A 24,071-nucleotide genomic window follows, 5' to 3' on the forward strand; every position below is an offset into this window, starting at 1 on the left:
TCCGGGCGTCAACGTCACAGCGGGTGAACCGGTGGTCCTGCGCCGAGCATCGCCCACCTTCCCCTAGGCTGTCCCGCGTGCCCGATTTGACTGAACAGCAGGCGAGTGAACTGGCCGTTGCCGCTGCTGCTGCCGCCGCATTTCCCGCGCAGCGTGCCGTGAGTCCGCTGCTGTGCCGTATGGCTTCCGTGGACCCGGTGACGGGACGCGCCGCCAACACCGCGGTGCTGCTGGACCTGGTGCGCGGCGACGAGGCCCACCTGCGTGCCGCGTTCGAGGTCGCCGGCCGCATGCTGGCCGGCGACGTCCGACCCGACGGCCAGGTCGTCTCGGTGGGCAACGCCGCCGATGATCCGATGATGCTGTTGGCCAGCGACATCATCCAACTGTCCATGCGCGGAGAGCCAGATCAGGCCTGGGCCCGGGTCGAACCACTCCATCCCGCCAAGCGTGCCGCTGTCCTGTCCATCCTGGCCGCCTTCCTCAACTACCAGTTCGCTGGCCTCGACCCGCTCGTCCTGGCAGCCGGAGAGTAGAACCGCGACCACCCCGTGCTTAGGCCACCGCGCCGCACGTGGGTCGAGTTCCGCCGGTGTGCCCGGACAGGCTCGAAGGCGTCCCTGGGTGATTCCGGTCCGTGACAATGCCCAGCGGGCCACGAGGTCCTGGATGATCTCTCACCCGCGCTGCAACTCGCCCACCCCTTGCTGGTCCTGCGCACCCTGAAGCTGACCGCGGCGGCCGTCGACGAGGCTCTCCATGAGGTTCTCGGATTCGGGGCGGAGGATGTCCTCGAGCTGGTGCTGCGCCTGACCGACCGGAGCCTCGCCGCGCTCTCCGCGGCCTGGCCGGAGCCCGAGACCGCGCCGGACGGCGAGGAGGGGCGCGAGGTCTCCTGCCGGGTCACGCCCGCCGAGGTCCGCGCGGCCGCCGCGATCGCCTGCGCGGATCCCGCGGAACTCGTGCAGGCCGCTCGGTGCCCGGAGCGCGCCGAGCGGGCACGGTGCCGGCCCGGCCGATCGCCTCGACGATCCGTCCGCCGCGACCGCAACCCAGCGCGGTGGTCTTGCCGGCGGCGATCTGCCGTTGAAGGGTCTCGTGGGCGAACCCGTTGACGGGGAAGGGGTACAGCCGCATTCGCTCGAACAGCGCGGCGTTCACCGTCCCGGTGGTCTCCGGGGCGGTGTCGAGCAGGGTGACCGGCTTGACCGCGACGCTGGCGCCGGCTTTCGCCAGCACGACATCGCTGTCCAGCGCGCGCCGCACCACGGCCACCACGGCCGTGCGGACCGCGGACTCGGAGGGCTTCGTTGTCGAGGCCTGCGCCCAGCTCGCGGAGCCGACGGTGACGGTGACCTGGGCGGAGGCCTGGATGCGCTTGTGCGGTGCGGGGTTCACTTCTCCATGATCAGCTGTCCCGCTGACATTGTGACGACCGGGCGCCTCTTCGTACGCCCCCTGGCCCGGGATCCGTTCGGCGGGGCGGGGAGCCAGGGCTGCCGGCCGGGTGTGGTGATCACTTCAGGGTTCCCTCGAACATGAGCTGGGACCCGCCCCGCTGTTCTGCCTGGACGGTCACGGGGCCCGGGACGGCGCGGGAGGGAACCGAGACGCGAACGGTGTCGGTAGCGGTCCGGTGCGGCGCGATGGGCGCGTCCTGGTACCCGAGGCCCGCGGAAACGGTGTCAGCGGTGGTGAGGTCTGCGCCGACGAGTACGCGCAAGGTCACGCCCATGCCGGAGCGGGGATCGTCATCGGTGTTGCGTACGGACAGCTCGAGGGTGGCGTCGCGTCGGCCGCCCTTGTTTTCGGCCAGCTGCAGCGGGGAGACCCGGACGCCAGCGGATGACCACTGGCCCAGTGCGATCGCCGAGCCGGTGGCCGCGGTGCCCGCCGGCGTGGGGGTGGCACGGGTGGGGGAGCCGGGCAGCGTGCCCTCGAAGAACACGGTGTCGGCCTCGGCCAGTCCGGCCTGGGTCGCTTCCAGGGTGACGGTGGCCCGCTGGCCTGCGGTCTGCGGCGGAACGGCCACGCCGAGGTTGGCGGTGAAGGTGGCGCCTGGCTTGACCTTGGTGCCGGCGTCCGGCTTGGGGAAGCCGGCCAGGTTCTGATCGGTGAACGGCTTCGTCTCGAGGCCGAGCTCGCCGACTCGGACGGTCACCGCGGTCTCGGGCAGCAGCGCGATGTCGGATCCGGTGTTGGTCAGGTCCACCTGTACGCGAGCGGGGGACCAGCCGGCGGGCAGCGAGCCGTCCGCCGGGGGAGTCGCCGTGTTCAGAGGGTGCACGGTTGCCTTCCACGCCTCGTCTCCGAGCTGCTGCTGGGAGCCGAGGGCGGCGATCCCGTCGGGCAGTCCGGCCGGGCTGGCCGCGGCGGGCCGGGAGGATCCTGCGTGCTCGCCGGCTGTTGCTGTGCCGTCCTGGCTGCATCCAGTGAGGACGAGGGCCAGGAGCGCCGCGGCGCATGTGCCGGCCAGGGTGGCGGTCTTCATTGCGAGCTCCGTTGATGTGGGCGGGGTTGGGGCTGTGGAAGGGATCATGCCAAAGCACGGGATCCGCTCGACAGGCCGTCCGCCCTGCATCAGTGCCGCACCGGCGAATGTGGCCGGAATCGGCCTACGGGGTGCGGGGCGGGACGGAGACGTCGGGTGGAGTGCCGGAGGACTTGCTGGAGATGGTGGCTCCTGTGGTGCGTGTGGTCCGGTTTTCCGTGAACGAGCGGCCGTGGGGGAGGTTGGGTGCCGTCTGCTTCCTCCCCCGCTCGGCCGGTGGCCTGAAGGGTCAGGGGGTGGCCGGGATGGCGACCAGGTAGTACTCGTTGCCGTCGTCGTCCGATACGAGCACGGGGTGCCCTTGGTCGACGGCGGCGAATACGCGGTCCTTGACGACGTCGGCGTGGTCGGCGGTCGTGAGGGGAGCCTTGAGACCGGACCGGACCGCCTCGTAGGTGGCGGGCTGGGGCCGGTATCGGTATCGCCCGCCCTTCACCTCGGTGATGGTCGCGATGATCTCTTCGTCGCTGATCGTGTCGTCGTAGCCGTGGAACCGGGCGAGCTGGCACGTGTTGACGGCGAGGATCTGGCGGTTATGGTTGTTGCACAGCCTCCCGGGGGTCCCCGGGGGGTGGAAGTGAACAGCGGTGTCGATCGACGTGGGCAACGCAATCCTCCGTTGTCGGCGGCCAGTTGGGCGGAGCGAGCGACGGTCGCGCTCTGGCCGGGCTGATGACATACAGCCTACATGAGTAAATCCAATTACGCAATATAGACTTGTTGTGCCGGCCCCTCCGCACTACCCGTGGGACTCGATCATCTTCAATCCCGGCGGGCGCCGGCGAAAAGCCCTGCAAGCGGACGACGTGCCCTAGCTCGGAGTCTGTCCTCTTGCTGCCGAGGGCTCGTCCTCGGCGACTTCCCACCGCGGGGTGAGCCCGACGACCTTCGCCCATCGGGTGACCTGCTCGTTGGTCACCAGACAGGTGTTGAGCTCCCAGCTCCGGTGCCCCTGCGGCTGGATGTGGGTCAGGACTTCCTTCAGGGTTTGTTCGAGCTCCTTGATCCGGTGCTGTCCGGGCTCGCTGGCCGTCATGGTGTGTACCTCCAGGAACAGGTCCGTCGACCGTATCGAGTGTGGTCGGCGTGGTGGGCAGGGTTTCGCTGGCGCCCTCCTCGCAGGCCGCCGGGGCGTCGCAGACCGAGCTGTTCGGCCCGGGCCGCGACGAGTGCACCGAGGTGGGATGCGGCTCCGGCAAGGTGGCGGGTGGATTGGCGGCCTGAGGCAATGCCTCGAAGGCGGGCTTGCGACGGGCCCCACGGTGCTGTTCGCCGACCACGGCGAGGAATCCAGCGCAGCACCGCATGGCGTGAGCCGCTGCGCAGGGCTGGTCGCGGGGAAAGGCGCCGATGGGCGCTCCGCCGGCGCCTGTCCCCGGAGCGCCCGTTGACCCGCCAGAGCAACTCCATGTCCTCGTCACTGAACCCCGTAAGGTCGGCGCGGGTCAGCCGGGGGTACTTCCTACCGGGACGCCTCCGCTGGCCACGCGCAAGGCCGGGACCCAAGGCGCGTGCACCCTCGGTGGGTGCAACTATGCACCTCGGCACGGATCATTTACCGATTTCGGCACGCCTCGGCCCACGCTCTCGTGCACGGACCGCACCGGCAGCCCCAGTTGTTGTAAGTCGATGCTCTGCCATGCTTCGACTCGGGAAGCGTGGAGGGATCGCGTTCACGTCGGCGTTGCCGGCTCTTCTCCGCGTTAGCCTTCCTGCACTTGTCGCACCGGCAAGCGTGGTTCCCGTAGCAGGAAGCGTTGTGCGGATGGTCGGGCGGACAGTAACTCATCATGGCCATTTCGGGCTCGTCGGACGACACCATTTCGAAGCGCGCCGTGGTGGATCCTTTGGGGCGGGGCTGCCGCCGGGGTGCTCACTGTCCCGTGTTGATCCGGGCGGCGAGGGCAGCGCGGCCGATCTGGCCCTGACTGACTTCGGGGACGCCGCCGAAGGCCCCGGCGAGGTAGCTGTCGGCCAGGTTCTCATCCCTGCCCGGCTTCGCGTCGGTGAGGGGGTAGACCTCGGTCGAGCCGTCCCGGCCCCGCTCGGCGAGCCACACGTGGTGGGGCTCCAGGCTCTGACCGTGCCGTGCACCGCCGAGAAGGGCGACCGCGTGGGACGTGCACAGCAGCTGAGCATGCCGGAGGTTGGACCACGAGGCGACGAAGAGCGTAGTGATCTCGGCGGTGAGCAGCGGGTGAAGCGGGCTTCCGAGGCCGTCGATGAGGATGACGCTGCCGTGCTCCAGTGCCCATAGAACGCGTTCCAGGACGAGTACCAGGGCGCGGGTGCCGGAGGACTCCATCTCCCAGTCCAGCAGTACCGATCGGCCTCCGGCGGCGTTGTGGGCGAGCTTGACCTCGCCGTCGGCCGGGTCTATCTCCACGGCGTCGACGCCGAGGTCGGCAGCCGTGAGCAACGGGCCGATGCGGCGGCGCAGTTCGGCCGACTTCGCGAGCCGGGCCCGGGCCCGCTCCTGCTGCTGCGCATCGCGGGGGGCGATGAGCAGCAGTTCGGTGCGGAAGAAGTCGTAGACCGTCCGGAAGGGGCCGACCTGGAGCATCCCGCCCAGGGACAGAGCCAGGGTACGGTCGCTGCCGAGGTGTTCCAGCCGCGCAGTGTCCGGCGTGAGGCCGTGCCACCGATAGGCGCAGCCGCCCCGTTCGGTCCGCGCGGCGTTCCGGTCGATCCAGGTCCGCAGTCCGTCGGCGGCCGTGATGCTGTGCAGCCACTCCCGCTCGATACCCCGGGCGCTGACGGCGAAGCCGTACGTCCACTGTTCGCCGTCGCGGACGAGCTCAATCTCGTACGTGCTGGGCTCCGCAGCGTCGTCCGGGTTCAGGGCGAAGGGCCGGTGAGCCGGTGAGGCGGGGGCTGTCTGACGGGTGTAGGAGGTCAGTACGGCCTCACGCATGTTCGCCAGCGCGCCGATGACGGTCGAGGTCCCGGACGCGTTGGCCCCGAACAGTGCGGCGACAGCGGTAACGGCAAGCGGGCCGTGCGGGGCGTTCATGGGGAAGGTGCCCGTCTCCTCCGTCTTGCCGACGGTCAGGTCCAGTTCCTCGGTGTGCCGCGCCGAGCCGACGTTGGTGATCCTGAAGGCCACCAGGTGCGTCCCGGGGCGGGGGAGGCCGAAGTCCGTGGTGCTTGCTGCTGTGGAGACGGTCATCTCGGGCCTTCCGTAATGGGGGCGGGCTCACACCCCGGGAGATGCCACAACCTTACGGACATAAATCCAATTACGCAATATCCCTGGAAGGGTAAGTGCGCGGCAGCGGTGCGGGTTCTCCCGGGAGCGGGAAACGCATGCTCTCCACGTCGGCCACGGGCGGTTCGTCCTCCATGGGTTCGTGCTCCCAGTAGTGGAAGGCGTACCGGGTCGGGGTGTCGTCGGCGTGGGCCGGCACCGGGATGATTAGGCCGTGGCACCGGACGAAGCGCCGCCCGTCCCGGTAGCCGAAGTGGCCCCGCTCACCGCCGCTGACAGTGAAGAGTCCTGGGTGGGTCTTCCCGTTCTCCAGGACGAGCAGGCTCGTCGGCGGCACGCGGCGCCACCTGCTGTAGCTCGACTCGCGCGCCCAGTGGTCGCAGAACCAGCGCAGATCGCGGAGGGCAACGGCCTCCGCCGTCACGTGGAGGAACTCCACACTCCCGTTCGTGCGCCGGTCGGCGCGGCTCATCGTCATGCCGCTCCCATCTCCTCGAATCGGCGGGTTTCGCGCGGGGGCATCAGGCGGCCGGGCCTCGCCAGTCGGCTCGCATCTCGTCCCATACGTGCCCGAGCCACCACAGCCGGGCCGGGTTCTTTCGCCAGTACTTCACGGCCAGGAGCCGGTACCGCCCAGGACGCAACTGCCCCATCCGTGCTGGGAGCGGCAGCGGAATGATCCTGCTCAGGGGGCGCTCGGCGTACTCGCGCGACGCGTTCTGGGCGTCCAGGTACGCGTCGCCGGTAGCGAACTTCGGGAAGGGGGTGATTCCACGCCGGGAGCAGAAGCTCCTCCAGGCGTCCATGAAGGCCTGCTCATAGTCGTCGAAGTCCTCACCATCGTGACGGGGGCGGAAGCGGAAGCGCAGCACGGCGTTCTCCAGGAAGTGATCATGAGGGTCGCGGGTGTGCCGAGCCTTCTTCGGCGCCGGGCCATGGGTGCCTGAACGGCTGGCCGCACCAGCAGAGGTGATGGCTGCCGAGGGGACTGGTGCGAGTCTCGGGGGCGCGGTTGTCGGGGTGCCGGATCCGGCGGTACTTGGCGGCGCGCGACTGCTCGGTGGCGGAGGCCGCGCGGGCCCGCTTCGGGAGCACTATCCGAAGTGCTTCCGTACGGCGTCGGGGTGCTCGTGTTCGACCAGCCAGGCGCGCGCGGTCTCGGGGTCCATGGCCTCGTATACGAGCTGTGCGGGCGTGCAGTTGTTGTGCGCCAGAAGCCACATCTGCTCCTGGGGGGCCCAGTAGAGGTACGGAGTCAGCTCCAGGCCGTCGGGGTTCTTCAGAACCCCTTCGAACTCCACTGCTTCACTGGACGAGAAGACGCCGTGCAGGAGACCGCCGGTGGCGGCATCCCGCACGACGTAGGGGATTTGCATGGGTGGTGCGCCTCCGGGGGGTGTGTGGGCGGTCCGACGGTTCGCGGATCGCACAGGAGGTGGGTGGGTCGTAAGTAGCGCTGGCGGGACTCGAACCCAGCGACCCAGGACTTATAAGATCCGCGCTCTACCAACTGAGCTACAGCGCTGTGTGGTTGGACGGGCCGTACCCGACGGGGGGTACCGGGTACGGCCCGTGCGAACGGCCGCTTCTCGCTTGCCGTTGCCACAACTCTACAGCAGGAAATCCAATTAAGCAATAGACGATCCATCAGACGAAGATCACGGGCAGGCCTTCGGCTCCGCACAGGGTCAACAGCGCCACCAGATCCCGGCCAGCTCGCCCGTTGTGGCTGTCGGGGCCCCACAGGAGCCCGTCGACGTCCTCGGCCGCGAGCGCGGTCAGTGCATCGTGCAGCACGGGGGCCAGCTCCCGAGCCTGGTCCGCTGAGATCTCGCCGGAGTCGTCGGGGTGGTTCAGCAGATGCCGCAGCGGGCTGCTTACGCTGGTCCAGGCGGTGTCCCCGCCGAAGCCCTGCATGCGCGGCAGATCGATGCCTACGTGTGCGGCGAGCCCGCGACGGAAGAGACGAAAACCGCCGTACGACCACTGCGGCCACGGGTCGCGGGGAAGTGGACCGGTCGAGCGTCCGGCTCGTAGCGAGAGCCCCATGGGGTTACTCCATTTCCTTCGGTGTGGGAGAGATGTACGGATGCGCGTCGTGCGGCCGGCCGGGCTGCCTGGTCGCTGCTCCGGCCGGCGGTGAAGGACCTCACCGGCCCAACGTCGCCTCTGCCGAACTCCCTTGGGGCTCGTCCGGGGCCAGGGCCTGCGGGCACGCAGCGTCGTCGGCGCTCACCCGGGGAAGGCATTCGTGCCGGTCGGCCATGCGGTCGAGGCGGTCCAGCGTCCACCCCTGCCCGTCGAACCCGGCCTGCGTCGTGATGCCGCCGCACTGCTTGCAGCGGACCTCTTCGGCTACGACGGGAGGGGGGCCGCCGGGGGAGGAGATGACGACCTCGAAGTTGTCACGAGGCAATGCGCGTGGGGGAGCGGCCGCGGCGGTCTCAGCGCCGCCGGTGAGGAACTCCATGATCCCCCACGGCAACGCGATGTCGTGTCCCCGCTGGTGCACGCTGCGAACGGCGGCCCCCACCGGGTGGGTGGCGCCTCGGCGTAGCTCGCCGACCTCGGCGGTCAGACGCTCCACCTCGGCCTCCGCTTCCAGCAGCCGGCGCAGTACGGGCCCCATGCGCTCTCCGCAGAAGGAGCGAAGGTTCTGGCAGTACCAGTCCTCCCGCTGTGAGGCGTGATCGTGCTGAGCGCAGTCACGGACAGAAACGGCGAGTACTTCAACCAGCCTGTCCTGTGCGGGCTTTGCGGCGCCGAGCAGGTCGGCGATCCGGCCACGCTGGTCGGCGTTCAGCGGACTGACGTTCATATGGATGCTCCTGGGCTGGTCAGGGGTACAGGGATGACCAAGTGCGAGGTGAGGGGCGCCCCGTCAGGCAGGGACGCTCTTGGGGTAAGGCTGCGGCTTGAGCCCGATGACGGTCCGCGTCCGCTCGGCACGCGTGCGGCCCACCCGGAGGAGGTAACGATGATTTCCGGGGTGTGGCAGACGCTCGGCACCGATCTGCGCGAGACTCTGGTCCAGCCATACGCCGAGCGGCTGACCGGCAGGCCGGGGCGGTGCGCCCAACCGTTCGAGACGGCGGGCGACACCGAGCGCCCCGGATTCCTGGCGCAGCAGCTTCGAGCGGGCTCGCGCTGAAGCGCGCGGGTTGGCGGATTCCTGGAGGGCTCAACCGTTGAACCCGCGCGTCGCCCCCGGGTTGAAGATCGGAATGAGGGCGGGTTCGCCTGTGCCTGCAGGGGATTTCGCGGTTGTCACTGCCTGGGGCAATGGCGTATGGCGTCGGTGGATGTCCACGGTGCGAGGAGCGCGGCTGCCACGGAAACGGCGGCCAGGAGGAAGAAGAGCGGTCCGTAGCCGCCGAGGGGTACGGCGAGGGCGGCGCCGGCAAACGGTGCGAGTGCTGCTGCTGTGTGGGCGGGTGCGGCCAGGAGTCCGGAAAGTCGGCCGTAGTGGGTAGTGCCCCAACGGTCCGTGATGGCGGTGGCCTGGAGAAGGGTGAGGTTGCCGCGCACCATGCCGGCTACGACCGAAACGGCGATGAGGAGGCCGTACGGGCCAGGGGCGGCGGTGAACGCGGCCGTGGTCAGAGCGCCGAGAGCGATGAGGCTCGTGGTGCGGGCCGTGGTGCTGGTGCGGCGGGCGAGGGTGGCGTACAGGGTGCGGCCGAGGGTCTGTCCGGCGCCGCCGATGCCGAGGGCCCAGGCGGCCTGGCTGGTGGTGTACCCGCGTTCCAGGAGGAGCGGGACGAGAGCCACGACGACGGCGTACATCGCAAAGGCCGACAGGGTGAAGGTGGCTGCGAGCAGCATGAACGGACGGCTGCGCGCAACATCGGCAGCGTCGGCGGCCTGGTGGGCAGGGCTTGTTGAGGCGTCGGGCCAGGGTGCGCGCAGGGCCAGTGCGTGGGCCGGGATGGTGACGGCGGCGAGGACCACGGCGAGCACGAGGTAGGTGTGGCGCCAGGACAGATGGTCGGCGAGCGCCGCGGTGAGGGGTGCGAAGACGGTGGAAGCGAGCCCGCCGGCGAGGGTGACGATGGTCAGGGCGCGCACGTGATCAGGGGCCCACCACCGGGTGAGCGCGGCGAACGCCGGCTGATAGAAGGTGGCCGCCATTGCGAGCCCGGCGAGCGTCCAACCGGTGAAGAAGACCGGCAAGTTGGCAGCCGCGGCCACGATCAGCAGGCTGACCACGCCGAGTACGGATCCGGCGGTCATGACGGTGCGTGGGCCGCGCTGGTCGAGGATGCGGCCGACTCCGATTCCGGCGAGGGCGGAGACGACGAGGCCCAGCGAGAACGCCGCGGTGGTCGCCCCGGCCGGCCAGCCGGTCGCGGCGTTGATCCGGGGGTTGAGGACGGGGAAGGCGTAGTAGATGATGCCCCAGCTCACGATCTGCGTGGCGCAGAGGGCGGGAAGGGCGGCGCGGGGTCGCGACCGGTCCCCCGTTCCGGTCGCGGCCCCGCGCGCAGGAGTGCCCAGGTCTGTCACGAGCCGCAGCAGCCGCCCGCCGGACTCTCCTCAGCAAAGGCCCCGACTGAGACAGGGGTGCCGAGCTGGACGAGCTGTGGCGTCGGCGCGCAGCAGCCGCCGTCGGCCTCAGCGGCGTCGGGGGCGTCGAACAGGCCGGCGCCGCCGCAGACTCCGGTCTCGGGGAGGGTGAGTTCCACGCGGTCCGCGGACTCGAGGTCGCCGGCGATCGCTGCGGCCACCGAGCGGACCTGCTCGTAGCCGGTCATCGCCAGGAACGTCGGGGCGCGGCCGTAGGACTTCATCCCGACCAGGTACACCCCCGGTTCGGGGTGGGAGAGCTCGCGGTGGCCGTGCGGGTAGACGGTGCCGCAGGAGTGCTGGTTGGGGTCGATCAGCGGCGCCAGCTCGACCGGTGCTTGGAGGCGCTCGTCGAGGCCCAGGCGCAGCTCGTCGAGGAAGGACAGGTCGGGGCGGAATCCGGTCAGCACGATTACCTCGTCGACCGCGTCCAGGCGGCGTCCGTCCTCGCCGACCAGGACCAAGCGGCCGTCGGTGTCGCGCTCGACCGCTTCGGTGCGGAAGCCAGTCACGGCGTTCGCATGGCCCTCGTCGACGGCTGCCTTCGCTGCCAGGCCTAGGGCGCCGCGGGCGGGGAGCTGGTCGGCTTCGCCGCCGCCGAAGGTGGAGCCGGAGATGCCCCGGCGGAGGATCCATACGCCCTTCGTGCCCGCGCCGTCCTCGGTCTTGGCGAGGTCGGCCAGGTAGGCGAGGGCGGTGAACGCGGAGGCGCCGGAGCCGATCACGGCTGTGCGTCTGCCCGCGTACCGGGCGCGGACGGCGGGGTCCTTCAGGTCCGGCACGCGGTAGGTGATCCGGTCGGCCGCCGCACGCTCGCCGAGGGCCGCGAGACCGCTGCCGCCGACCGGGCTGGGCGTGGACCAGGTGCCGGAGGCGTCGATGACAGAGCGCGCGAAGACGCGCTCCTCACGGCCGTCGGCGTGGGTGAAGTGCACGACGAACGGCTGCTGGTCACGGTCGGCGTCGACGATGCGGTCGCGGCCGGCGCGGGAGACGCCGGTGACCGTCGCACCGGTGCGGACGCGGTCGCCGAGGACGTCGGCGAGCGGCTGCAGGTACTGCTCGGCCCAGTCGCCGCCGGAGGGGTAGGTGTCCGGGTCGGGCCGTGTCCAGCCGGTGGGCGCGAGGAGCTTCTCGGCGGCCGGGTCGACGACCTCGCCCCAGGTGGAGAACAGGCGCACGTGCGCCCACTCGCGCACCGCGGCACCAGCCTTCTGACCGGCTTCCAGGACCAGGGGTTCGATGCCCTGGTCGAGCAGGTGGGCGGCGGCGGCCAGGCCGGCGGGTCCGGCCCCGATCACGATGACGGGCAGCTCGGTGGTGGCGGGCGCGTTCACGGCGGCTCCTTGCGTGGTTCGACATCTGTCGATGGCTTGCGCGGCCCAGCATGACACCTGCATTGATGAGCGTCAACATAGACAATCATCGAAACTGGGTGGTGTTCGAGCGCTGTGAAGCAGGTCGCCGGTGGCGGTCGGTCCGGCGTTGTCGACACCCGCGGACGGGCTGCTGCACCGCGGGGTGCCCACTGCGGCCAGTGGTCGACATGATGCCGAGGTGGTAGGTCCTGGGCTGCGAGAAACTCACCGAGGTGGACCCGCTGGCCCCTCCGGTCCGGACGCATGCGAACCGCTACGGCCGGTTCCAGCTGGGCCTGACCGCAACCGTGCCCGGCTCGCGCACCCCGGACGGTGCACGAGCCGGGCACGGTCGCGGTCGGGCCCGGTTCGCTGCCCGCTTTCGGGCGGTGCCGAGCAGGTAGTCGCCGCTGATGCGGGTGAAGGCGCCCGTGGCCGCCAGGCCGTGGCGCGGCAGCTCGGCCAGGAACTCCCTGGCGGTGAACCTGTCGTGCTCAGGATGGTCGAAGAGTCTGCGGTAGGTGGGGCGGGCCAGGGCATGTGCGGTGACCTCGTCGAAGACGAAGACCCCGCCCGGCTTCAGGACGCGGGCGATCTCGGCGACGGCGGATCGCCAGTCTGGGATGTGGTGGATGATCGCGAAGTCGAACGCCGCGTCGTACGTGCCGCCCTCGGCGCCGAAGGCCGCCTTCAGGTCGGTGGCGTCCCCCACCTCGAGGCGCACCCGCCCCGGCCGGTCGGACAGGCGGCGCCTCGCCTTGGCCACCATGCCCGGGTCCAGGTCGAGGGCGTCGACCTTCGCGGCGCCGAAGCGGTCGAGGATCATCCGTGTCCCGTACCCGGAGCCGCAGCCGACCTCCACCGCCCTCGCTCCGGGCGCGAGCGGCCCGCCGGCCAGCTTGAGCAGGGCCGGGACCTCGTAGAAGCGTTGCAGGGCCCGGCGGGCGGGATTGTTGACCGCCGCCTTCTCGATCCGGTTCATCAGCATGACACGACCCCCATGGATGTTATCGGTTCCTGTGGCTATCATCGCTCCATGACGATGAATAGCACGGAGGCCGGCAGTACGGCCACCACCTCGTGCGGGGCGCCTTCAGCGGCGGTGGCTCTGTTCCGGTCGCTGGGCGACCCGGCCCGCCTGGCGATCCTCAAGCGGCTCGCGGAGGGCGAGGCCCGGGTCACCGACCTGGTCGCCTGCGTCGGGCTGGCGCAGTCCACGGTCTCGGCGCACCTGTCCTGCCTGCGCGACTGCGGCCTGATCACCTCCCGCCCGCAAGGGCGGGCCACGCTGCACTCGCTGGCCCGCCCGGAACTGCTGGACCTGCTGGCCGCCGCCGAGCAGCTACTCGCCGCGACCGGCGAGGCCGTCGACCTGTGCCCCACCTACGGAACCCACCCCGCCCCCGAGGAGCCCGCCCGATGAGCACCACCCCCGCCCCCGTCCCCGACGTGACCGGGCCGGCTGCGCACCGCGCGGTGCGGTACGCGAAGTTCACCATCGGCTACAACGTGATCGAAGGCGTCATCGCCATCGCGGCCGGCACGGTCGCCGGAGCGGTCTCCCTGATCGGCTTCGGCATCGACTCCGGCATCGAGGTCGCCGCAGCCGTCGTCGTCCTGGTGCGGCTGCTGGCGGAGATCAAGGGCGGTGAGCCGGACGAGGCCAAGGAACGCCGGGCACTGAAGTTCATCGCGATCACGTTCTTCGCGCTCGCCGCATACGTCACCGTCGAAGGCATCCGCGACCTGTTCGGCGGCGAGAAGCCCGACACCTCGATCGTCGGCATCGCCCTGACCGGCCTGTCCATCGTGATCATGCCGTGGCTGGCCCGCGCCAAGCGCAAGGCCGGACTGAAGATGAACTCCCGCCTGGTCGTCGCGGACGCCGCCGAGACCAAGCTGTGCGCCTGGCTGTCGGTGTCCACCTTCGTCGGCCTGCTCGCGTTCGCCGCGTTCGGCTGGACCTGGCTCGACCCGGTCGCCGGCTTCGTCATCGCCGCCTTCGCCATCATGGAGGGCAAGGAAGCCTGGGAAGGCGAACTCGTCTGCGACGACGGCTGCGAGGACGACAACAAGCCCACCACCAAGACCGGCGACTCCTCCTGCTCGGACGGATGCAAGTGACCGCGCCCACCACAGCCGTGGCCCCCTCCGGCGCCCTCAAGCGCCGGACGGGGCTGCTGGCCCTGGCCGCCGCCCTGGCCGGAACGGACCTGGGCATCAAGGCATGGGCCGAGCGCGCCCTGCCGGGCTCCCCGATCGAGGGCGGACCGCTCGATCTGGAACTCGCCTTCAACTCCGGGGTCGCGTTCTCCTTCGCCGCCGGTGCCCCGGCCTGGACCGTCGTCGCGGTCACCGCCCTGATCACGACCGCCGTCGCGGTCGTGCTGTGGCGGACCGCCGCGGCGTCCCGACGGCTGTGGGGCATCGCACTCGCCGCGGTCCTGGGTGGTGCCCTCGCCAACCTCATCGACCGCGCCCCCGACGGGCGGGTCACCGACTACCTGCACACCGGCTGGTGGCCCACCTTCAACCTCGCCGACGTCTTCATCGTCGTCGGCGGCCTGCTGCTCGTCGCCCTGTCCTGGCGCGAGGACCGCCCCGGGCGCGGCACCGAGCAGATTAGCTCAGCACCGCAGTAGCCGAACTCCTGCTGCGGCACCCCGGCCCCGCGTGGCCTTGTTCACGAGAACCGGCTCTGGCCCAACTTCTGACTTCTGTGATGTCGGGTCGAACCGGCCGGGGCCCCGCCACCGCACAAGCCGCTGACCTGCTGGTTCTCTCGCCCGCTGACCCTCGGGTACCGAGCAGCCGTACTGAATCACAGAAGTTGAGCCAGAATCCGAGAATGGACAGCACCGGCCTTGACCGCTAGGTCCTGCGGGCTCCCCGGTAGCGTCACCGAGACACCCGCATCAAAGGAGAACCGCTACTCGTGGACTTGGGCATCATCGGGCAGGCGGCCGGCCTGTTCGCCGTCACCAACATCGACGACATCCTGGTCCTGGCGCTGTTCTTCGCCCAAGGCGCGGGCCGCACAGGCTCCACCCGGCGGATCGTGCTTGGCCAGTACCTCGGCTTCGCCGCGATCCTCGCCGTTGCAGTGGCCGCCGCCTTCGGGGCCACCTTCCTGCCTGAGTCCGCCATCCCGTACCTCGGTCTGTTGCCGCTGGCGCTGGGCCTCAAGGCCGCCTGGCAGGCATGGAAAGGCCGCCGCGACGGCAGCGAGGCCGAGGAGGAACAGGCCGCGGAAGGCGGGCCGGGCCCGCTGGAGGTCGCGGCGGTCACCTTCGCCAACGGCGGCGACAACATCGGCGTCTACGTGCCCGTGTTCGCCACCGCGGGCGTCGGCGGGATGAGCGTGTACGCCGCGGTGTTCCTCGTGCTCGTGGCCGTGTGGTGCTTCGCGGGCAAGTTCCTCGCCACCCGACCCGTCATCGCCAAGGCTCTCGCCCGCTGGGGCCACATCCTGCTGCCCCTGGTCCTGATCACCATCGGCCTGCTCATCCTCATCGAGGGCGGCGCATTCGGCCTGTGACGACAGGCGGGGCATCACCGGACCAGTTCGAATCCCTCACGCTGCCGGGTCTTCCCGTGTCCAGAACCAGGCCCCGCGGCGGCCGGGCGAATCATGCAGCCACGCGCAGCAGGGTGTCCTGGAAGGAGACCGTGCTCTTGGGCGGCCGGTTGTGGGGGAGCTTGGCCAGGGCTGCGGCCATGCCGCAGGTGTTGGTCGCGCCGGAGAAGACGAGTCCGGCGCCAATGGCCCCGGACAGCCAGTGCGCGGGCGTCCAGGCCAGGCCCGCCAGGAAGCCGGTGAGGACCAGGGTGCCGGCGGCGAGGCGGACCTGCCGGTCCATGGGCCAGGTCGCTCGGGCACCCACCGGGCGCTCCGTCTCCTGGCCCCCGGCCACCCAGGCGCTGGTGCCGCCGTCGAGGGTAGTGGCCGCTATGCCTTGGGCGGCCAGCTTCTCGCAGCCCTTGGCGGAGCGGGCTCCGGAGGCGCAGACGATAAGGAGCGGGGCGCGCTGGGCGGCCTTTTTCAGGGCGTCTGCGGCTTCGTCGAGGCGGTCCAGGGGGATGTTGTGGGCGCCGGGCAGGTGGCCGCCTGCGTACTCGCTGGGGGTGCGGACGTCGATCACGGTGAACTCGCCGAAGCGGGCGGCGGCCTGGGCGGGGGCGATCGCGGTGGAGGTGGTCATGGAATGGTTCGCCTTTCTGAGCGGTTCCCCCACGGTAGGATACCCGTGGGGGTATGTGAGGAGGTTGGTGTGCAACTCGACATGAGTGCCGAGGAGCTGAAGTCGGCGCTGAACCGGCTGCGGCGGGCGCAGGGTCAGCTCGCCGGTGTGATCAAGATGATCGAGGAGGGCCGGGACTGTGAGGACGTGGTCACGCAGTTGTCGGCGGTCTCCAAGGCGCTGGACCGGGCCGGGTTTTCGATCATTGCGACGGGTCTGCAGCAGTGCATGACCAGTGAGGATCCCGAGGTGCGGGATTCCGCGCAGATGCGGGCCCGGCTGGAGAAACTGTTCCTCTCGCTGGCCTGAAAAGCTTTCGCCTTCCGTGGGGCCTGCCGCGGACGCACCCGGTTCGCCGGGGTGTCCGCGGCAGGCCCCACGGGTGTGTCACAGCAGGGTGCCCGTCGCCATCACCGCGGCGACCGCCAGCAGCAGGGTGCCGAAGACCCGCTGCAAGGTGGCGGGCCTGACCTTCGCGGCCAGCCGTTTGCCGTCCCAGGCGCCCAGGACCGCCGTCGCGATGAACGGCATGATCAGGGCCCAGTCCAGGCTGACCTCGGTCGTCGCGCGGGCCGCGAGAGCGACCAGCGCGTTGGCGATGATGACCAGCAGGCTCGTACCGACGGCCGCGCTCATCGGCACCGCCAGCGCCGCCACCAGGGCGGGGACGGCCAGGAACCCGCCGCCCACCCCGAGGAACCCGGTCACCGCCCCCAGAGCTGCCCCCGCTCCCGCTGCGCGGGGCGCCGACGCCGTAGCCCCCGCGGACGGTGTCCTGCGGCGCAGCATGCGCAGTCCGGCGAGGACCGCGAGGGCGGCGAAGGCCAGGGTCAGCACGACGGCGGGGATGTGCGCGGACAGCAGGCCGGCCGCCGCGGCGGGGCCCAGCCCGGCCGCGGCGAACAGCAGGCCGGCCCGCCAGCGCACCGTTTTGGCCCGGGCGTGGGCCAGCAGCGCGGTGAGCGAGGTGACGATCACGATGATCAGACTGGCGGTGGTGGCCTCGGCCGGGCTGAAGCCGAGCAGGTAGATCAGGGCGGGGACGGTCAGGATGCTGCCGCCGGCCCCGAGGGATCCCAGGGCGAGGCCGACCAGCGCCCCGGCGAGCAGGGCGAGAACGAGCGCGGTCATATGACGGTGCCCGCCGCCCCGTGTGCGTCGTGCACGGGCAGGCCCTCGGCGGCCCAGGCACGCATGCCGCCGGTGACGTCGACCGCTGTGACACCGCGGTCGGCGAGCAGCCGGGCGGCCTGCTGGGAGCGGTGCCCGGAGCGGCAGATCAGCACCAGGTCGCGGCCGTCCTCCCGGCCGGGCAGGCCCGTGCCTTCGGCCAGCTGCGACAGCGGCAGAAGGATGGCCGCGGGGGCGTGACCGGCCTGGAACTCGTCCTCCTCACGGACGTCGGCGAGCAGTGCGCAGCCGTCCTCGACGGCACGGTGGGCCTGTGCCGGTGTGACGCGGCCCGGGCCGCATTCGGGCAAGAGCATGGTGCTTCCTCTGGTGCCGGTGACCCGGCCGGCGCTCGTGGCCCGGCGGGGGTCGGGTGGTGCGGTCAGTGCTGGACGGGCGAAACGAGGGTGAGACCGGCGTCGGCGGCTGCGGCGTAGCCGTCGTCGACGGCGACGACGTCACGGCCCGAGGCGTCCAGGACGGAGGCGGCGATCGCCGCGCGCATACCGCCCGCGCAGTGCACCCACACCGTCCCGGCGGGCACCTCGTCAAGGCGCTGGTGGACCTGGTGGACCGGGATGTGGACGCTGCCCTCGATCCAGCCACCGGCGCGCTCGCCGTCGCGGCGCACGTCCAGCACCACCGGCTCCTCGCCCCGCTCGCGCGCGGCAGCCAGGTCGGCGAACGTCGCCCGCGGGAACGACGCAATCGGTGCAGCTGTCCAGTCGGACGGGGAGCCCACGGCCGCGGCGGCGGGGCGGTCGATGCCCACCCGGGACAGCTCACGCTGCGCGCGGGCGAGGTCCTCGGCGCTCTGTGCGAGCAGGGTGACCGGCTTGCCCCACGGCATCATCCACGCCAGGTAGGTGGCCAGCTGGCCCTCGACCTCGAAGTTGAACGAGCCCGCCACATGCCCCTGCGAGAACGCCACACGGCTGCGCAGGTCCACCACCCACTCCCCAGCCGCCAGACGGCGCGCGATCTGACCGGCGTCCGCGCGCTCCGGGACGGTCAGGTCCACCGGAGCAGGGCCCGCGGCGTTGGCCGGGCCCATGTGCGCGTAGTAGGCGGGAACGTCGTCCAGGCCGGCCAGCAGCTCCTTGACGAACGTCTCCACGTCCTTCAGGAGCGCCGGGTTGGCCGCCTTCTCCGTGCCGATGGTGCTGTGCTCGCCGCCACTCTGGCCGGCGGAGCAGAAGCTGCCGAACCCGTGCGTCGGCATCACCGCGACCTCGTCGGCCAGCTCGGAGGCCAGCCGGTGCGCGGAATCGTGCTGAGCCCGGGCCAGCTGCTCGGTGAGCCGCGGCTCCACCAGATCGGGGCGCCCCACACTGCCGATCAGCAGCGAACCGCCGGTGAACGCGGCCACCGCCCGCCCGTCCTCCTCCAGCACGTAGGAGGTGTGGTGCGGGGTGTGGCCAGGGGTGGCCACGGCGCGCAGCGCCAGGCCCTCGTCGATCTCCTCGACATCGCCGTCGGCCACCGCGACCCGGGCATACGCCACCGACGCACCGGCGGGCACCAGGTAGCGGGCACCGGTCAGCCGGGCCAGCTCCAGACCTCCGGTGACGTAGTCGTTGTGCACGTGCGTCTCCGCGATGGCCGCGATCTGGACCCCGCGCCGGGCCGCTGCCGCGATCACCCGGTCGATGTCGCGCGGCGGATCCACGACCACCGCCGCCCGGGCCCCGCCGGCCAGATAGCTGCGGTTGCCCAGACCTTCCGTCTCCAGGATGTCGGCAAAGAACACGGCACACTCTCCTCACAGCAAATTTACCCCCCGGGGTATCTGAATCCACCGTAACAGAGATACCTGGGGGGGTATCCAAAGAGGTGTGGGCAGCTGTCGCGCGAGTGGGGTCATCGGCTCGCAGAGGGCGGCTCACGCAAACGGTCCTTTGCCCGAGCGGAATCGGCCAGGGGGGGACCCCCTGGTTCGACGTGTGTCAACATAGATGCATGTCGAATGCCAAGGCGCTGTCGCTGCTCGAGCCCGCCGATGGTCAGGGTGTGGTGCCGTGTTGCCGGCCGCTGACCGAGCGCCCCATGAGTGCCGCGGAAGCTGACACCGCGGCGCGGATGTTCAAGGCCCTCGGCGACCCGGTGCGGCTGCGGCTGTTCTCCGCGGTGGCCTCGCACGAGGGCGGGGAGGCGTGCGTGTGCGACATCTCCGACGTCGGCGTCTCTCAGCCCACCGTCTCCCACCACCTGAAGAAGCTCAAGGAAGCCGGGCTGCTCACTTCCGAGCGGCGCGGCACCTGGGTGTACTACCGCGTCGAGCCGTCCGTGCTCGCCGCCATGGGCGCGCTGCTGACGCAGTGAAGCCCAGCGGCACCGGCGTGCGCGTCGCGTTCATGGGCCCCGTGCACACCACGCAGGTCCTCGCGATCTACTGGGTTGGGCATCGACGAGACAATGCCACCTTCAGGCCGACCTAGGACGCAAAGGCCCTGGGTCAGGCCGACGTCGCGCCGGCCTCTCTCCGGCGCACGTGCGCCGATGTCGTCGAGGCGCTCCGTCTGCGTCCACCGCGATGCCCGCGGCCGCAGCGCCGGTCTCGCGTTATGACCGCCGTGCATCCGGGATTTGGAGGTGCAGTCCGGCACCTTCAGGCAGCGCCCCGTCGGACGCCGACGTCAACCCCGCGGCTTCTCGCGGACCGAGGAGAGGATCGTGCAGATGTCGCTTTCCCTGCACGAGGTGGGATCGGTCAGGGCGGCCCGTCGGGCGAGGCCGTTCAGCGCGTCCCTGGTCTTGGCCAGCTCGGTCAGGCGCCGCTCGATGTCGTTGAGGCGCTGATGTATCAGTGCGGTGACGTGCGCGCATGGTGCCTGGCCGCTGTCGCGCAGCACGAGGATCGAGCGGATCTCCGCCAGGGACAGGCCGGCGCCTTGGCTGTCGCGGATGAAGGCGAGTCGCGCCACCGCCTGCTCGGGGTAGTCGCGGTAGCCGCCGGGTGTGCGGGGAGGCGCGGGAAGCAGAGCACTCTGCTCGTAGAAGCGGATGGTCTTGGTGCTCAGTCCGCTCCTGGCGGCGAGATCGCTGATGCGCACGTGGTCAGCCTACGCCCTTGACCTTCCAGTGCGCTGGAAGGTCTAGCGTGCAGGCGTAGAGGCGAACCATCGGACCAGCGGAAGGGCCGAGCGATGCGGATCACGGTACTGACGGTTCCCGGGTGCCCGAATGCGGCGCCCGCGGCCGAGCGGGTCAGGGCCGTACTGGCCGGGCGGGAAGCGCAGCTGGACCTGGTCGAGGTGCATGACCTGGCCCAGGCCGCGGAGTGCGGGATGACCGGATCGCCGACCATCCTGGTGGACGGCGTCGATCCGTTCGCATCCGAAGGGGTGGAGCCGAGCATGTCCTGCCGCCTGTACCGGGGCGCGGACGGCACGGTCTCGGGCGTCCCCGGCGAAGCGGCGCTGTGTCAGGCGCTCACCGGGCCGCGGCTGGCCGCGTCCGACTGCTGTGAGACGTACGGGCTCGATGCGGTGGGGCGGGCGGGCCGCGGGCGTCGCGCACCGGGCGAGCGAGGACTCAGGGCGGTGCACCAGGCGGTACTGCGGCACTTCGCCGCCACGGGCGGCCCGCCCGATCCTGCTGCACTCGAGCCGCTCGCCGCGGAAGCCGGCCGGACGGCAGGTGAGATTCTTCAAGAGCTGGCCGGCGAGGACTTCCTGACCCTGGACGGCCATGGCCGGATCCATGCGGCCTATCCCTTCTCTGCCGCGCCGACCCGTCACCGGGTCAAGATCAGCGCAGGTGCCGAGGTGTGGTCGATGTGCGCGATCGACGCACTCGGCATTCCGGCGATGCTCGGCCGGGACGTGGTGATCTCGTCCACGGACCCGGTGACCGGCGAGCCGGTCACCCTCACCACCGCCGGCGAGGCAACCGTGTGGAGGCCGGCGAGCGCGGTGGTGTTCATCGGGCAGCGCCCTGGAGGCGGCCCGGCGGCGACGGCCTGCTGCGACGCGCTGAACTTCTTCACCAGCGATCACAACGCCGGCGCCTGGGCAAGAGAACACCCCGAGGTTCCCGGCCACGTCATCAGCCAACAGCGCGCCGCTCAGATCGCGGCACAGACCTTCGCCGGCCTGCTCGATGCCTGAACCGCCGCACCCTGCCCGTCCCGGAACCGAGCCGATCTCAGCCCAGGGACTCGATCAGTTCGTTGCAGGCACTCTCGCAGGAGCGGCAGGCTTCGGCGCAGACGCGGCAGTGCTCGTGCATGCCGGCGTGGGATGCGCACTCGTCGCCGCACGCCTTGCAGACCATGGCGCACGCCTGGAGCATCGCGCGGGTGATGTTGGCGTCGTAGCCGGTGTGGCGGGAGAGCACCGAGGCGGTGGCGGTGCAGATGTCGGCGCAGTCCATGTCGGTACGGATGCACTTGGTCAGGTCGCCCACCATGCCCTCCGACAGGCAGGCGTCCGCGCACGCCGTACACGCCTGCGCGCAGGCGATGCATGCTTCGATGCAGGCGGTGAGCTTGGCCTGGTCGATGTCGCCGAGGTCGGCCGGGTAGGTGGCGAGCATGTCCTTGACGGTGCTGGACATCACGGGTGCCTCCTTCATACCGCGGGCCGGCGGCTCCGGTCGGCCGCCTCGCGAGCCCCGGTACACCTCCAGCTAACCCCCGCCGGCGCGAACGCGCCCGGCGCACCAGGAGGTGCGCCGGGCGGCCGGGCGAGCGGCTGAGTCAGTGGTAGGCGTGGACGACGGCGTGGCCCTTGCCGCGGCCGATCATCCACTTGTTCACAGGCGTGGTGATCACGAACGCGACCGCGAAGCCGCCCAGGAGCGCCGACCAGAACAGCCCGTCCGACAGGTGGGCGTCCATCGCGCCCGGCACGGCCGCGATGATGCCGTTGTCGACGAGTTCCATCACCGCGATCGATACGGTGTCCGCGGCCAGCGCGACCTTGATCGCGCTCTTCCAGTCCAGTCCGGCCCGGCGGACCGCGAACAGGGTGAAGGAGTAGCCGAAGACGAACGCGAGCGCGATCGCCAGGACCATGGTCTCCACGTTGCCCCACATCAGGGCGGTGCCGATGACCATGCCGAGGATCTCGCCGATAGCGCAGCCGGTCAGGCAGTGCAGCGTCGCCTTCGCCGCCGTCGGCCAAGACGCCCCGGCCGCGTGGCCGCCGTGGCCGTGACCGTTGTGTGCCTGGTGGGCGGCGTGGTCGTGCGCGGTGCCGGTGTGGTCCATGACGTTCATCTCCATTCCCGTCCCATGTGGCCCGTTCCCGGATCCCACACCCAGAACAATATACCCCCCAGGGGTATTCCTCTAGTGGTTGTCGATGGCTGCGGAGGGGCGGTGGAGGACGGTCCAGGTGCGGCCGGCGTCGGTGGACTCGTAGACGGTGTCGGTGCTGTCGGCGGCCAGCAGCCGCTGCGCGGTCACCGCGGCGAGCACGGTGGGCTCCCCTCCTTCGGGCAGGCGGCCGTTCTCCGTCCACGTCCGGCCGTCGCGGCTGTTGACGAAGCGGCCGTCCGCGGCCAGCGCGATGAGGAGTCCGGGCTCCGGCTCGTCGACGGCAACCAGGCCCAAGGCTGCGGGGACAGCCCGGAAGGTGCGCCCTGCGTCCGTGCTGCGCTCAAGTCCCTTTCCGGTGGCCGCCCAGACGGTGTCAGGGTTCTGGGCGTGGGCGGCGAGGTCGAGCAGGGGCAGCGCGGCGCGCTGGTCCCAGGTGCGGCCGCCGTCGGTGCTGGCCCACAGCTTCCCGCTCTGGCTGTCGAACCCGTACAGCGTGCTGCCGGCCTGTTCGAGGGCGTGGAAGTCTGCTTCGCCCTCGGCGGAGAGGGTGTTCCAGGTGCGGCCGGCGTCCGTGCTGCGGATCAGGCCCAGGTGCGGTGATCGGGCATCCGGGTCGGTCGGGGAGGGGTGGCCGCTGGCCAGGAAGGTGGACGGGCCGGTGACGGTGAAGCCCATGGTGTCCTGGTAGCGGCCGGCCACGCGGGCCGCCTTCCCGTCGCTGAGGCGGAAGACGCCGTGGTGGCCGGCGGCGTAGACGGTGTTGTCCGACGGGTCGACGCCGAGCCCGTGCAGGTGACCGGTGCCGGGGTCTGCGGCGGTGGTGGTGTTCTGGTCGGGGTCGGAGGTGGAGCAGGCGGCAAGCAGGGCAACGGCTGCTGCCAGGAGGGCGGCCGTCCGGCCACCGCGAGGGAGTATGCGGGCGGGGGTGATCACGGCGGGTCCAAGCTGTCGGTGGGGAAGCGAAGCGGGGGTGTGCCGCGGCGGGCGGGCACCGGCTGGCGCCCGCCCGCTCTCGTCTGCGGCGTCCGGTCAGTTCTTGCCGAGCAGCTTGTTCATCTGGGTGATCTCCGCGGTCTGGGAGGTGATGATCGCTGCGGCCGTGGTCTTGGCGGGCTCGTACGCTCCGTCGGCCTGTTCGGTCTTGGCCATCGTCACGGCACCTTCGTGGTGCTTGATCATCATTTCCATGAAGGCGGTGTCGAACGCCTTGCCCGAGGAGTTCTTGAGCTTGTCCATCTCCTCGGCGCTCATCATGCCGCTCGTGCCGTGCATGGAGTGGTCCATGGCGCCCTCGGCGGGCACCTCCTCGCCCCAGGAGGTCAGCCATCCGGACATCGTCTTGATCTCCGGGTCCTGGGCCTTCTTGATGTCCTCCGCGAGCTTCTTCACCTCCGCCGACCCGGCCCTGGTGGGGGCGAGGTCGGCCATCTCCACGGCCTGGCGGTGGTGGGGGATCATGCCCTTGGCGAAGGCGACGTCGGCGGCGTTGTGCTGGCCTTGGGAGGCCGGCGCCGACGATGACGGGGACTTGGTGGTGTGGCCGTCGTGTCCGGCCGAGCTGTCGCCGTTGCCGCCGCAGGCGGCCAGGACGAGCGCGGCAGCACCCGCGGCAGCCACGACGGCGGTACGACGGACGTGAGAACGCTTGCTGATCATGGTGCAACTCCTTGGGCGCGCAGCCACGTCGGGGCGCGCGCATGTTCATGGGATGAGG

At 70.8% G+C, this 24,071-nt stretch carries 32 protein-coding genes and 1 tRNA gene; 10 read left to right on the forward strand and 23 right to left on the reverse strand.

Going from position 1 to position 24,071, the window contains the following annotated elements; genetic code table 11:
* Positions 1–77: 77 nt before the first annotated feature.
* Complete coding sequence (locus OG852_RS50125) at positions 78–536, forward strand: hypothetical protein (protein WP_330351832.1); 459 nt, start codon at positions 78–80, stop codon at positions 534–536.
* 367 nt (positions 537–903) lie between these two features.
* Here the strand turns inward: OG852_RS50125 and OG852_RS50130 are convergent, their stop codons facing one another.
* The 4 genes from OG852_RS50130 to OG852_RS50145 form a co-directional block, all read right to left on the reverse strand.
* Positions 904–1,398, reverse strand: coding sequence for a hypothetical protein (locus OG852_RS50130; RefSeq protein ID WP_330351833.1), 495 nt, complete (start codon positions 1,396–1,398; stop codon positions 904–906).
* A gap of 118 nt (positions 1,399–1,516) precedes the next feature.
* Positions 1,517–2,491 (reverse strand): hypothetical protein, encoded by a 975-nt coding sequence (locus OG852_RS50135; RefSeq protein ID WP_330351834.1) that lies wholly within the window; start codon positions 2,489–2,491, stop codon positions 1,517–1,519.
* A gap of 289 nt (positions 2,492–2,780) precedes the next feature.
* Complete coding sequence (locus OG852_RS50140; protein WP_330351835.1) at positions 2,781–3,158, reverse strand: hypothetical protein; 378 nt, start codon at positions 3,156–3,158, stop codon at positions 2,781–2,783.
* Between the two features lie 204 nt (positions 3,159–3,362).
* Complete coding sequence (locus OG852_RS50145; protein ID WP_330351836.1) at positions 3,363–3,587, reverse strand: hypothetical protein; 225 nt, start codon at positions 3,585–3,587, stop codon at positions 3,363–3,365.
* A 50-nt stretch (positions 3,588–3,637) separates the two neighbouring features.
* On the opposite strand from OG852_RS50145, the gene OG852_RS50150 reads away from it, so the two are divergent.
* Positions 3,638–3,775, forward strand: coding sequence for a hypothetical protein (locus OG852_RS50150; protein WP_330351837.1), 138 nt, complete (start codon positions 3,638–3,640; stop codon positions 3,773–3,775).
* A gap of 649 nt (positions 3,776–4,424) precedes the next feature.
* Here the strand turns inward: OG852_RS50150 and OG852_RS50155 are convergent.
* The 7 genes from OG852_RS50155 to OG852_RS50185 all read right to left on the reverse strand — a co-directional run bounded on the left by OG852_RS50155 (position 4,425) and on the right by OG852_RS50185 (position 8,577).
* The gene (locus OG852_RS50155; protein ID WP_330351838.1) at positions 4,425–5,720 is read right to left on the reverse strand and encodes an AAA family ATPase; all 1,296 of its coding nucleotides are present in this window, start codon (positions 5,718–5,720) and stop codon (positions 4,425–4,427) included.
* Between the two features lie 70 nt (positions 5,721–5,790).
* Positions 5,791–6,237: a hypothetical protein gene (locus OG852_RS50160; protein WP_330351839.1), complete on the reverse strand. Its 447-nt coding sequence runs from the start codon at positions 6,235–6,237 to the stop codon at positions 5,791–5,793.
* 43 nt (positions 6,238–6,280) lie between these two features.
* Positions 6,281–6,631, reverse strand: coding sequence for a hypothetical protein (locus tag OG852_RS50165; RefSeq protein WP_329156143.1), 351 nt, complete (start codon positions 6,629–6,631; stop codon positions 6,281–6,283).
* Between the two features lie 222 nt (positions 6,632–6,853).
* Positions 6,854–7,135 carry a hypothetical protein gene (locus OG852_RS50170; RefSeq protein WP_330351840.1) on the reverse strand — a complete coding sequence of 94 codons (282 nt, stop codon included), beginning with the start codon at positions 7,133–7,135 and terminating at the stop codon, positions 6,854–6,856.
* Between the two features lie 75 nt (positions 7,136–7,210).
* Positions 7,211–7,284: transfer RNA gene (locus tag OG852_RS50175), tRNA-Ile, on the reverse strand.
* Positions 7,285–7,406: 122 nt separating this feature from the next.
* Positions 7,407–7,808, reverse strand: a complete 402-nt coding sequence (locus tag OG852_RS50180; RefSeq protein ID WP_330351841.1) for a hypothetical protein — start codon at positions 7,806–7,808, stop codon at positions 7,407–7,409.
* A gap of 100 nt (positions 7,809–7,908) precedes the next feature.
* The gene (locus OG852_RS50185) at positions 7,909–8,577 is read right to left on the reverse strand and encodes a hypothetical protein (protein ID WP_330351842.1); all 669 of its coding nucleotides are present in this window, start codon (positions 8,575–8,577) and stop codon (positions 7,909–7,911) included.
* Positions 8,578–8,736: 159 nt separating this feature from the next.
* On the opposite strand from OG852_RS50185, the gene OG852_RS50190 reads away from it, so the two are divergent.
* Positions 8,737–8,910: a hypothetical protein gene (locus OG852_RS50190; protein WP_330351843.1), complete on the forward strand. Its 174-nt coding sequence runs from the start codon at positions 8,737–8,739 to the stop codon at positions 8,908–8,910.
* A gap of 116 nt (positions 8,911–9,026) precedes the next feature.
* On the opposite strand, the gene OG852_RS50195 is transcribed toward OG852_RS50190, so the two are convergent.
* The 3 genes from OG852_RS50195 to OG852_RS50205 all read right to left on the reverse strand — a co-directional run bounded on the left by OG852_RS50195 (position 9,027) and on the right by OG852_RS50205 (position 12,671).
* Positions 9,027–10,265 carry an MFS transporter gene (locus OG852_RS50195; protein ID WP_019548573.1) on the reverse strand — a complete coding sequence of 413 codons (1,239 nt, stop codon included), beginning with the start codon at positions 10,263–10,265 and terminating at the stop codon, positions 9,027–9,029.
* Positions 10,262–11,662: an NAD(P)-binding domain-containing protein gene (locus OG852_RS50200; protein ID WP_019548572.1), complete on the reverse strand. Its 1,401-nt coding sequence runs from the start codon at positions 11,660–11,662 to the stop codon at positions 10,262–10,264. Before OG852_RS50200 ends, OG852_RS50195 begins: the two co-directional genes overlap by 4 nt.
* A 295-nt stretch (positions 11,663–11,957) precedes the next feature.
* A complete protein-coding gene (locus tag OG852_RS50205; RefSeq protein ID WP_019548571.1) occupies positions 11,958–12,671 on the reverse strand; it encodes a class I SAM-dependent methyltransferase in 714 nt (237 codons plus the stop codon).
* A gap of 48 nt (positions 12,672–12,719) precedes the next feature.
* On the opposite strand from OG852_RS50205, the gene OG852_RS50210 reads away from it, so the two are divergent.
* The 4 genes from OG852_RS50210 (at position 12,720) to OG852_RS50225 (ending at position 15,221) form a co-directional block, all read left to right on the forward strand.
* Complete coding sequence (locus OG852_RS50210; protein ID WP_019548570.1) at positions 12,720–13,106, forward strand: ArsR/SmtB family transcription factor; 387 nt, start codon at positions 12,720–12,722, stop codon at positions 13,104–13,106.
* On the forward strand, positions 13,103–13,807 hold the full coding sequence (locus OG852_RS50215; RefSeq protein ID WP_019548569.1) for a cation diffusion facilitator family transporter: 705 nt from the start codon (positions 13,103–13,105) through the stop codon (positions 13,805–13,807). The genes OG852_RS50210 and OG852_RS50215 overlap by 4 nt, the downstream gene beginning before the upstream one ends.
* A complete protein-coding gene (gene lspA, locus OG852_RS50220; RefSeq protein ID WP_051096350.1) occupies positions 13,798–14,325 on the forward strand; it encodes a signal peptidase II in 528 nt (175 codons plus the stop codon). The genes OG852_RS50215 and lspA overlap by 10 nt, the downstream gene beginning before the upstream one ends.
* A 293-nt stretch (positions 14,326–14,618) precedes the next feature.
* A complete protein-coding gene (locus tag OG852_RS50225; RefSeq protein ID WP_019548567.1) occupies positions 14,619–15,221 on the forward strand; it encodes a cadmium resistance transporter in 603 nt (200 codons plus the stop codon).
* 91 nt (positions 15,222–15,312) lie between these two features.
* Here the strand turns inward: OG852_RS50225 and OG852_RS50230 are convergent, their stop codons facing one another.
* Positions 15,313–15,885, reverse strand: a complete 573-nt coding sequence (locus OG852_RS50230; protein WP_019548566.1) for a rhodanese-like domain-containing protein — start codon at positions 15,883–15,885, stop codon at positions 15,313–15,315.
* Positions 15,886–15,954: 69 nt separating this feature from the next.
* Here OG852_RS50230 and OG852_RS50235 point away from each other — a divergent pair, with 69 nt between their 5' ends.
* Positions 15,955–16,233: a metal-sensitive transcriptional regulator gene (locus tag OG852_RS50235; RefSeq protein WP_019548565.1), complete on the forward strand. Its 279-nt coding sequence runs from the start codon at positions 15,955–15,957 to the stop codon at positions 16,231–16,233.
* 78 nt (positions 16,234–16,311) lie between these two features.
* On the opposite strand, the gene OG852_RS50240 is transcribed toward OG852_RS50235, so the two are convergent.
* The 3 genes from OG852_RS50240 to OG852_RS50250 all read right to left on the reverse strand — a co-directional run bounded on the left by OG852_RS50240 (position 16,312) and on the right by OG852_RS50250 (position 18,844).
* Positions 16,312–17,055, reverse strand: coding sequence for a sulfite exporter TauE/SafE family protein (locus OG852_RS50240; RefSeq protein WP_019548564.1), 744 nt, complete (start codon positions 17,053–17,055; stop codon positions 16,312–16,314).
* On the reverse strand, positions 17,052–17,411 hold the full coding sequence (locus tag OG852_RS50245) for a rhodanese-like domain-containing protein (protein ID WP_019548563.1): 360 nt from the start codon (positions 17,409–17,411) through the stop codon (positions 17,052–17,054). The genes OG852_RS50240 and OG852_RS50245 overlap by 4 nt, the downstream gene beginning before the upstream one ends.
* Before the next feature lie 65 nt (positions 17,412–17,476).
* Positions 17,477–18,844 (reverse strand): MBL fold metallo-hydrolase, encoded by a 1,368-nt coding sequence (locus OG852_RS50250; protein WP_019548562.1) that lies wholly within the window; start codon positions 18,842–18,844, stop codon positions 17,477–17,479.
* Between the two features lie 209 nt (positions 18,845–19,053).
* Here OG852_RS50250 and OG852_RS50255 point away from each other — a divergent pair, with 209 nt between their 5' ends.
* Positions 19,054–19,416 (forward strand): ArsR/SmtB family transcription factor, encoded by a 363-nt coding sequence (locus OG852_RS50255; protein ID WP_026328690.1) that lies wholly within the window; start codon positions 19,054–19,056, stop codon positions 19,414–19,416.
* A 314-nt stretch (positions 19,417–19,730) separates the two neighbouring features.
* Here the strand turns inward: OG852_RS50255 and OG852_RS50260 are convergent, their stop codons facing one another.
* On the reverse strand, positions 19,731–20,147 hold the full coding sequence (locus OG852_RS50260) for a heavy metal-responsive transcriptional regulator (protein WP_019548560.1): 417 nt from the start codon (positions 20,145–20,147) through the stop codon (positions 19,731–19,733).
* Positions 20,148–20,240: 93 nt separating this feature from the next.
* On the opposite strand from OG852_RS50260, the gene merB reads away from it, so the two are divergent.
* The gene (gene merB, locus OG852_RS50265; RefSeq protein ID WP_019548559.1) at positions 20,241–21,203 is read left to right on the forward strand and encodes an organomercurial lyase; all 963 of its coding nucleotides are present in this window, start codon (positions 20,241–20,243) and stop codon (positions 21,201–21,203) included.
* A 37-nt stretch (positions 21,204–21,240) separates the two neighbouring features.
* On the opposite strand, the gene OG852_RS50270 is transcribed toward merB, so the two are convergent.
* From OG852_RS50270 to OG852_RS50285, 4 genes are all read right to left on the reverse strand, one after another.
* Positions 21,241–21,651, reverse strand: coding sequence for a four-helix bundle copper-binding protein (locus OG852_RS50270; protein WP_019548558.1), 411 nt, complete (start codon positions 21,649–21,651; stop codon positions 21,241–21,243).
* 142 nt (positions 21,652–21,793) lie between these two features.
* Positions 21,794–22,315 (reverse strand): DUF4396 domain-containing protein, encoded by a 522-nt coding sequence (locus OG852_RS50275; RefSeq protein ID WP_026328689.1) that lies wholly within the window; start codon positions 22,313–22,315, stop codon positions 21,794–21,796.
* Positions 22,316–22,387: 72 nt separating this feature from the next.
* On the reverse strand, positions 22,388–23,290 hold the full coding sequence (locus OG852_RS50280) for a F510_1955 family glycosylhydrolase (protein WP_019548556.1): 903 nt from the start codon (positions 23,288–23,290) through the stop codon (positions 22,388–22,390).
* 96 nt (positions 23,291–23,386) lie between these two features.
* Positions 23,387–24,013: a DUF305 domain-containing protein gene (locus OG852_RS50285; RefSeq protein ID WP_019548555.1), complete on the reverse strand. Its 627-nt coding sequence runs from the start codon at positions 24,011–24,013 to the stop codon at positions 23,387–23,389.
* Between the last annotated feature and the right edge of the window lie 58 nt (positions 24,014–24,071).

The organism is Streptomyces sp. NBC_00582, assembly GCF_036345155.1.
Taxonomy (GTDB): domain Bacteria; phylum Actinomycetota; class Actinomycetes; order Streptomycetales; family Streptomycetaceae; genus Streptomyces.